The organism is Chryseobacterium kimseyorum (assembly GCF_025971945.1).
Lineage (GTDB): Bacteria > Bacteroidota > Bacteroidia > Flavobacteriales > Weeksellaceae > Chryseobacterium > Chryseobacterium kimseyorum.
In genome coordinates, this window is record NZ_JAPDHW010000015.1 from 35232 (window position 1) to 42799 (window position 7568).

General features: G+C 37.9%; 6 protein-coding genes. 5 read left to right on the top strand and 1 reads right to left on the bottom strand.

Annotation, left to right across the window (positions count from 1 at the left end):
- Positions 1 to 220: 220 nt before the first annotated feature.
- Positions 221 to 3133, bottom strand: coding sequence for a M16 family metallopeptidase (locus OMO38_RS16865; protein WP_264751361.1), 2913 nt, complete (start codon positions 3131 to 3133; stop codon positions 221 to 223).
- Positions 3134 to 3420: 287 nt separating this feature from the next.
- On the opposite strand from OMO38_RS16865, the gene OMO38_RS16870 reads away from it, so the two are divergent.
- From OMO38_RS16870 to OMO38_RS16890, 5 genes are all read left to right on the top strand, one after another.
- Entirely contained in the window at positions 3421 to 3807 is a 387-nt protein-coding gene (locus tag OMO38_RS16870) for a VOC family protein (protein ID WP_264751362.1), read from the top strand.
- 168 nt (positions 3808 to 3975) lie between these two features.
- Entirely contained in the window at positions 3976 to 4380 is a 405-nt protein-coding gene (locus tag OMO38_RS16875; protein WP_056075851.1) for a hypothetical protein, read from the top strand.
- A gap of 49 nt (positions 4381 to 4429) precedes the next feature.
- Positions 4430 to 5425: a BtrH N-terminal domain-containing protein gene (locus OMO38_RS16880; protein WP_264751363.1), complete on the top strand. Its 996-nt coding sequence runs from the start codon at positions 4430 to 4432 to the stop codon at positions 5423 to 5425.
- Between the two features lies 1 nt (position 5426).
- Positions 5427 to 6179: an ABC transporter ATP-binding protein gene (locus OMO38_RS16885; protein WP_264751364.1), complete on the top strand. Its 753-nt coding sequence runs from the start codon at positions 5427 to 5429 to the stop codon at positions 6177 to 6179.
- Positions 6169 to 7431 carry an ABC transporter permease gene (locus OMO38_RS16890; RefSeq protein ID WP_264751365.1) on the top strand — a complete coding sequence of 421 codons (1263 nt, stop codon included), beginning with the start codon at positions 6169 to 6171 and terminating at the stop codon, positions 7429 to 7431. Before OMO38_RS16885 ends, OMO38_RS16890 begins: the two co-directional genes overlap by 11 nt.
- Positions 7432 to 7568 lie beyond the last annotated feature (137 nt).

Genomic DNA, 7568 nt, shown 5'->3' on the forward strand with positions numbered 1-7568 from the left:
AATTAAAAATCCAGAATCTTCAGACTCTAAAAGAAGTTCTTAGGCATTACCATATTCTCATCTTTAAACAAATTATGAATATATTTTTCCTGATCGGCGTCCTTCGATAGGATTTTAAGTGACTGTATAAGTAAATTCTCATTCATCAGTTATTAAATAAATTCAATAAAAAAAGTGAGACATTTCTGCCTCACTTCAAACAATTTATATTAATGAAAAATTAATATCCAAAGATTTCTTCTAGGGTAACTTCTTTGAACTCACCCATTTTGTTGATTGATTCCATATTCAGGTTTTCTTTTTTCCCGATGATGGCGGTGTTGTACTTCAACGGTTTAATTTCTTTGTTGTAGAAACTTGTCAGTTGAGGCAACGTCAGATTTTGAATTTCAGTATAGTAATCTTTTCTGATATCGTAATCTACGCCAAGTTTTTTCAGTGCCAGTTGGTTATAGAAAATATTGGTTCTGTTGATTCTGTTTGATGCAATCTGCTTCAATGCTGACCCTCTAGAATTCTCAAACTGCGCCGGGATCTGAGGAAAATCTGCCATCAAATCATTCATTGCGTTTACTGCAAGAGGTAATTTGTTTGCCTGGGTTCCAATATAGTTGGTCACATAGTTCGGATGATCTTTTTCAGAAGCCGTTCCATAAGAAACGTAAGCAGAATACGCCAATGACTTACTCTCTCTGATTTCCTGGAAAACGATAGAAGACAGTCCACGTCCGAAGTACTCGTTAAATACATTTGATTTTCCGAAGTCTGCAAGGTTTACATTGCTTCCTTTTGCCACTTTCGCCATTTCCATTTGTACCATATCATAAGCCGTGAAATATACTTTGCCTTCGGTTGCCGGCTCTGCATATACTTTAGCTTTCGCAGGCTGCAGTTTGGTGTCAGCAATAAATGGTTTCACTGCTTTTTCAAGACCTTTCTGATCTTCTCCGTATAAGAAAACTTCGTAAGGATACTGGTTTAAAGTCTTGATTTTAGACATCAGGTCGTTAACGTTGATGCTTTCCAGACGTTGTTTTGAGATAATATCAGTCATTCTGGAATCCTTTCCATACTTAGCATAATTGGAAAGTGCTGCCATAATTCTTGCTTTATCTTTTTTGGCCACTTCTCTGGATTCCAAGATTGTTTTTACCGTCTGATCATAAATTGCTTTGTCAGCTTTTACGTTGTTCATCCAGTGGTTCAACAGTTCTACTCCTTTCTTCATATTGCTTTCCAGTCCGCTCAGATAGATGATCGTCTGGTCATTTGAAGTTCTGAAACCGTTGGAGATTCCTAATTTATAGAATTCTTCTTTTAACTGTTCAGGAGTATATTTATCGGTTCCTAAATATTGTAAAACGCTTACCCCAAGGCTCAGTTCTTTATCATTATCTGTTCCGAAAGGGAAAATATAGTTGACCTGAGCAACTTTGTTGTATTTGTTTTCAACAAAACTTATTTTCTTGTCTTTGATTTGCGAAGTGGCGATGGCAGTTTTGTAATCAATAAACTGAGGTTTGATGTCTCCTGCTTTTGTTGCCAACAGATCTTTAAGGAAAGGCGACTGTGCTTCTCTGTTTAATTTAATAGGTGTGATGGCAGGGTTCTGTACGCGAACCAATTTATCATTCACTCCTTTTTCTTTATAAACGGCTACATAATTGTCTTTGAAAAACTCGTTGGCAAATTTTACAATATCTGCTTTGGTAATTTTTTCATAGTCATTGATCTCGTCTAATTCCTGCTGCCAGGTTCTTTCGTTGATGTAAGCATTGTAAAGCGTCGTTGCCAAACCGTCGGCAGTTTCCCAGCCTTTCATACGCTGTACTTTCATATCGTTGACGATGGCTTTCAGCATCCAATCCGGGAACTGCCCTTTTTTAACTAAATCTAACTGCCCCAGCAATAATTTTTTAGCCTCATCAAAACTTTGCCCATCTTTTGGTACAACATACATTGTAAATGCACCATAAGTTTTGTAAGGTGATTCATATGCTCCTGCGCTCAGCACTTTCTGTTTTTGGCTGATGTTTAAATCGATCAAACCAGCATCACCGCTGTTGCTCAGAATTTCAGCAACCATGCTTGCCATTCTTGCATCTTTGGTTCCGTATGAATCAGATCTCCAGGCCATGGTCATTCTTGGTGCAGAAGGACTTTTTACAGTTCTGCTTACCACCTGTGTCATTGGCTCCTCAGAAACCATTTTTTTCATCGGAAGTTCTTTGTATTTGAATGACCCGAAGTAGTGGTCAACTAATTTTATCGTTTTGTCGAAATCTAAATCTCCTACCAAAACTACTGCCATGTTGTTAGGCACATAGTACGTATCAAAATATTTATGAATAGCCACCATTGAAGGACTTTTCAAATGCTCCGACGTACCGATTGTCGTTTGCTGACCGTTCGGATGCTTAGGGAAAAGCGCCTCCATTAAAGTATAATTTACCAGACGGCTGTCGTTATCCTGAGCTCTGTTGAATTCCTCATAAACCGCTTCCAGTTCTGTATGGAAAAGTCTTAAAACCAATTCTGAGAAACGTTCTTTTTCAACTTTAAGCCACTTCTCCAACTCATTAGCCGGAATATTATTTTTGTAAACCGTTTCGTCTAACCAGGTGTGAGCATTAGTTCCCGTTGCTCCCAAAGAAGAAATCGCTTTGTCATATTCATTGGCAATTGCAAATTTTGAAGCTTCCTGAGAAACATCATCGATTTTCTTATAGAGTGCTTTTTTCTTTTCAGGATCTTTTTCTGCTTTATGCTGTTCGTAAAGGTCAGAAATCTGCTGCAGCAAAACCTTCTCTTTTGCCCAGTCCTGAGTTCCCAAGTGAGAAGTTCCTTTGAAAACCATGTGCTCAAGGTAGTGAGCCAATCCTGTATTGTCGCCTGGATCGTTATTTGAACCTGTTCTTACCGGAACATAGGTCTGGATTCTCGGAGCATCGTCGTTTTTTGCGAGATAAACTTTTAATCCGTTCTTTAAAGTATAGACCCTCACTCCCGCCTGATCATTTTTCACAGTTTCATACGTATAACCCTGACCGTCAGTCACTGTCTGGGTATCAAATTTCTGCGCCATTGCGTTGATCATGAAAAAGAATGAAAGAGAAATAAAAACTTTCTTCATAGTTGAATTTATTAATTTAATGCTGAATAAGTAGGATTTCGAAGTCGTTTGTTACAGCCTTATAACTATTTATATTGCATCTGGTAAAGTGTAGTTTCTACAGAGATCAACTTTATTTATGTGTAATTCTATACAAACTTTTTGCTACTCTAGACCAATAATTATCTTTATTAAAATTTTTTCTTGGCTTTAATAACGGGTGATTTTAGATTGTAATTTTAATTAAAACAAATTTACAGGGAATAGATTTTGCAGTTGAAAACTAACTAATCCACCAAAAAAATATTATGAAAACTAAAATGATTTGGGCAAATTATGCAGTAGCCGATCTTAACCGCACCACTGAATTTTATAGTGCATTGGGATTTAAATCAAATAGCCGTTCTGGTGATTTGACCAGTTTTTTCTTTAGTGAAAACAATTTTGTGATCCATTTTTTTCTCAAAGATAGTATAGAAAAGAACACGAAAGTGGTTTTTGTAGACAGTCAAACTGCCAATGAAATTATTTTTACATTGTCGGCAGAAACAAGAGAAGAAGTAGATCAATGGGCAAAATCTGTAGAAGATGCAGGCGGAAAGATTGAGTCTGAGCCCGAAGAATTTGGAGATGGTTATTATGGTTTTGTCTTTTCAGATCCAGACGGACACAAGTTTAATGTGTTTATGATGTAACAAAATGCGTAATTCCAATGATTTACTGGCAAAATGCCATAAATTCCAATTTATGAAGCCGATACATTCCATTATCTTATGTCCTGCATTTTTATTATTTTAGCGCATTGAAAAATCAGTACAACAGATGCTTGAAATATCATCTGAATTTAACATTAATCTTCCCGGATGAAAAAACAAGACATTCCACAAGACGAAAGTAATTTGCAGTCAGCAAATATGACCGAAATGTTATATGTGACTGATGAAAATAACAATTATACCACCGCCCAAAGCATCGGTTGGGAAGCTAAGAAAGCGGCCTTAGATGAATCGATGGCGCTCATTAACGAAAGAATTGAAGAAGCGAAACAAAATGTGGCGAATAATGTCGTGAGCCCCATCATCTATTTTATGGAACTCAATAAAATGGATTTGCAGGTTCTTGCGGCATACGTCGGAAAGTGGCAATGGACAGTCAAACGACACGCAAAACCGAATATATTTAAAAAACTCAGCGATTCTACTTTGAAAAAATACGCCGACACGTTCGGGATTTCAGTAGATGAATTAAAAAACTTCAATGGTAAATAAACCTTTTAGGTTTCAAAAACTATAAGGTTTAATAAAATCCAGACTTATAATGAAGATCAATTTCGAACACCACCAGACAGCCCACTGCGAAAACGGTGTTGCCTCCAATCTATTACTCAACAAAGGATTAAAACTCAGCGAACCGATGATTTTCGGAATCGGTTCCGGATTGTTTTTCGTGTATCTGCCTTTTCTAAAAGTGAATTTTGCGCCTGGTTTCAGTTACCGACCAATGCCGGGAGCTATTTTCAGCAAAGCAGCAAAAAGACTGGGCATCAAAATCAAAAGAATTAAATTTTCAAGCCCGAAAGAAGCTCAGGCCGCTTTGGAGAAAAATTTAGAACAAAATATACCAACAGGTTTACAGGTTGGAGTTTTCAACCTTACTTATTTTCCTGAAGAATATAAATTCCATTTCAACGCCCACAACTTAGTGGTTTACGGAAAAGAGGACGGAAAATTCCTCATCAGCGACCCTGTGATGGATTTCGCAACAACGCTGACCGAAGCAGAACTTGAGAAAGTTCGTTACGCCAAAGGTGCACTCGCTCCAAAAGGTCATATGTATTTCCCGACACACATTCCTGAGAATGTCCACTTGGAAGAAGCTATCAAGAAAGGAATTAAAGACACCTGCAAAAATATGCTCGCTCCCGTTCCGATTATTGGAATAAAAGCAATGCGTTGGGTGGCGAAAAGCATCCCGAAATGGGCTGAGAAAAAAGGCACGAAAGTAACCAACCATTATCTTGGACAACTCATCAGAATGCAGGAGGAAATCGGAACCGGCGGTGGCGGATTCAGGTTTATTTACGGTGCTTTTTTACAGGAAGCCTCAATGATTCTTAAAAATGACGAATTGAAAGAATTATCTAAAGAAATTACTGCAATCGGTGACCTTTGGAGAGACTTTGCCGTGGATATTGCAAGAGTTTACAAAAATAGAAATTCGAAAAGCGATATTTACAATCAGCTTTCAAAATCAATGTTGCATATTGCCGATTTAGAAGAAGCTTTTTATAAGAAATTGAGAAAAGCGATATAGTTTGGAGAAAATCATCGAAATAAAAAACCTCTACAAGAAATACAAAAACTCGGAAGACTTTTCGGTTAATGATATTTCTTTGAACATCGATAAAAACGAAATCTACGGAATTCTCGGACCCAACGGAGCGGGGAAAACAACGTTGATCTCTATGCTTTCAGGTTTGATTAAACCAACCTCAGGAAGTTTTTCCATCAACGGTTTGTCTCCTAAAAAAGACAATTCCAAAATCAAACAAATTATCGGCGTTGTTCCTCAGGAATATGCGCTCTATCCGACTTTAACGGCGAAAGAAAATCTTTTGTTCTTCGGAAGTCTGTATGGTTTGAAGAACGATTATCTTCACAAAGCCATCGATGAAGCTTTAGAATTAATGGGCTTAACGAAATTTGCCAATAAAAAAGTCGACCAGTTTTCAGGCGGAATGAAACGCCGTTGCAATCTGATTGCAGGAACGCTTCACAACCCAAAAGTTCTGTTTCTGGACGAGCCGACTGTTGGCGTTGATGTTCAATCCAAAAAAGCGATTATTGATTATCTTTTAGATTTAAATAAAAAAGGAATGTGCATTATTTACACCTCGCATCACTTATCTGAAGCCGAGGAATTCTGTACAAGAATCGCCATCATCGACCACGGGAAAATCCACGCAACAGGAACGCCGGAAGAATTGGTGGAAAGAGTTGCCAATGCGGAAAACCTGGAGGATGTTTTCATTTCATTAACCGGAAAAGAATTGAGAGATGTTGTATAAATTGTGGAGAAGTTTCATCAAGGAAATTCAGTTGTTGAAGAGAGATTCAGGCGGAATTGTCATTATTTTCCTGATGCCGTTGCTGTTGATTATTACCATCACTTTAATTCAGGATTCGACATTCAAAAATCTGGAAGGCTCAAAAATCCCGATTATTTTCATTGATAACGATAAATCTGAAGTTTCGAAAGTCATTAAAAAAGAACTCGAAACCAGCAAAACATTTGAACTCGTCACCGATTACAACGAAAAATCAGCCGAAAAAGCTGTGTTTACGGGAGATTATCAGATGGCCATCGTCATTCCTGAAAATTTAACGAAAGATTTAAATTCAAATATCGATTCCAAAGTTCAGACCGTCGTAAGTTCGTTTGGCCTGGAAACTGATTCTACTTCGACAAAAGCTGTAGCTTCAAAGACAAAAGACATTCATCTCTATTTCGACCCAGCTACCAACGCAGGTTTCAAAAATTCTGTAATGAATGCCATCAATAAAATGGTTTTCGAAATTGAGAATAAAAAAATCTACAAAGCCTTCCAGGACCAACTTGGAACGACGGAAGACCTTGAAAATAAAAGTCTGATTACCTTCAAAGAAATCACCCCGAACAGAGGCAGCGAAGAAGTAATGCCAAATTCCGTACAACACAACGTTCCTGCGTGGGCGCTGTTCGCGATTTTCTTTATTGTGGTGCCACTGTCGATTAATTTAGTCAAAGAAAAAAGTCAGGGAACTAGCGTGAGAGTTCGCGTGAGCCCGACGCCGTATTACATTCATATTTTAGGAAAAACATTCACGTACCTCATCATTTGCGTCATCCAGTTTTTGCTGATGGTTGCGGTGGGAATTTGGCTTTTCCCTTTGATGGATTTACCTCAGTTTGATGTTTCAGGAAAAATGTTTCATCTTCTCATTGTCACTCTTTTTGCAGGATTGGCAGCGATTGGATTTGGAGTTTTAATTGGAACCGTTTCAGACACACAGGAACAATCAGCGCCGTTTGGAGCGACTTCCGTAGTGGTTTTGGCGGCAATTGGCGGAATCTGGGTTCCGGTTTTCCTGATGCCTGAATTTATGCAGAAAATTGCACAGTTTTCCCCGATGAACTGGGGACTGAATGCGTATTATGATATTATTTTAAGAAACAGTGGCATTGGCGAAATCGCTAAAGAACTGATTTTCTTATTTTTATTTTATATTGCGATGGTCAGCATTTCTTTATTGTATGAGAGGAAACAAAATAGTGTTTGATTCAACACTGTACAGATTATTAGAAGCCGGGAACCTGCTGTCCACTATATCTTTTTTGTCATTGCGAACTACGCGAATTAATAAATTGAACTTATCAGCAATCGCAATAACAAAAAAGGATGCCGTTCCCATCAGGG

Coding starts and splice junctions, on each gene's coding strand:
- OMO38_RS16875 (WP_056075851.1), top strand. CDS start 3,976: ATGAAAAAACAAGACATTCCACAAGACGAAAGTAATTTGCAGTCAGCA.
- OMO38_RS16865 (WP_264751361.1), bottom strand. CDS start 3,133: ATGAAGAAAGTTTTTATTTCTCTTTCATTCTTTTTCATGATCAACGCA.
- OMO38_RS16890 (WP_264751365.1), top strand. CDS start 6,169: ATGTTGTATAAATTGTGGAGAAGTTTCATCAAGGAAATTCAGTTGTTG.
- OMO38_RS16870 (WP_264751362.1), top strand. CDS start 3,421: ATGAAAACTAAAATGATTTGGGCAAATTATGCAGTAGCCGATCTTAAC.
- OMO38_RS16880 (WP_264751363.1), top strand. CDS start 4,430: ATGAAGATCAATTTCGAACACCACCAGACAGCCCACTGCGAAAACGGT.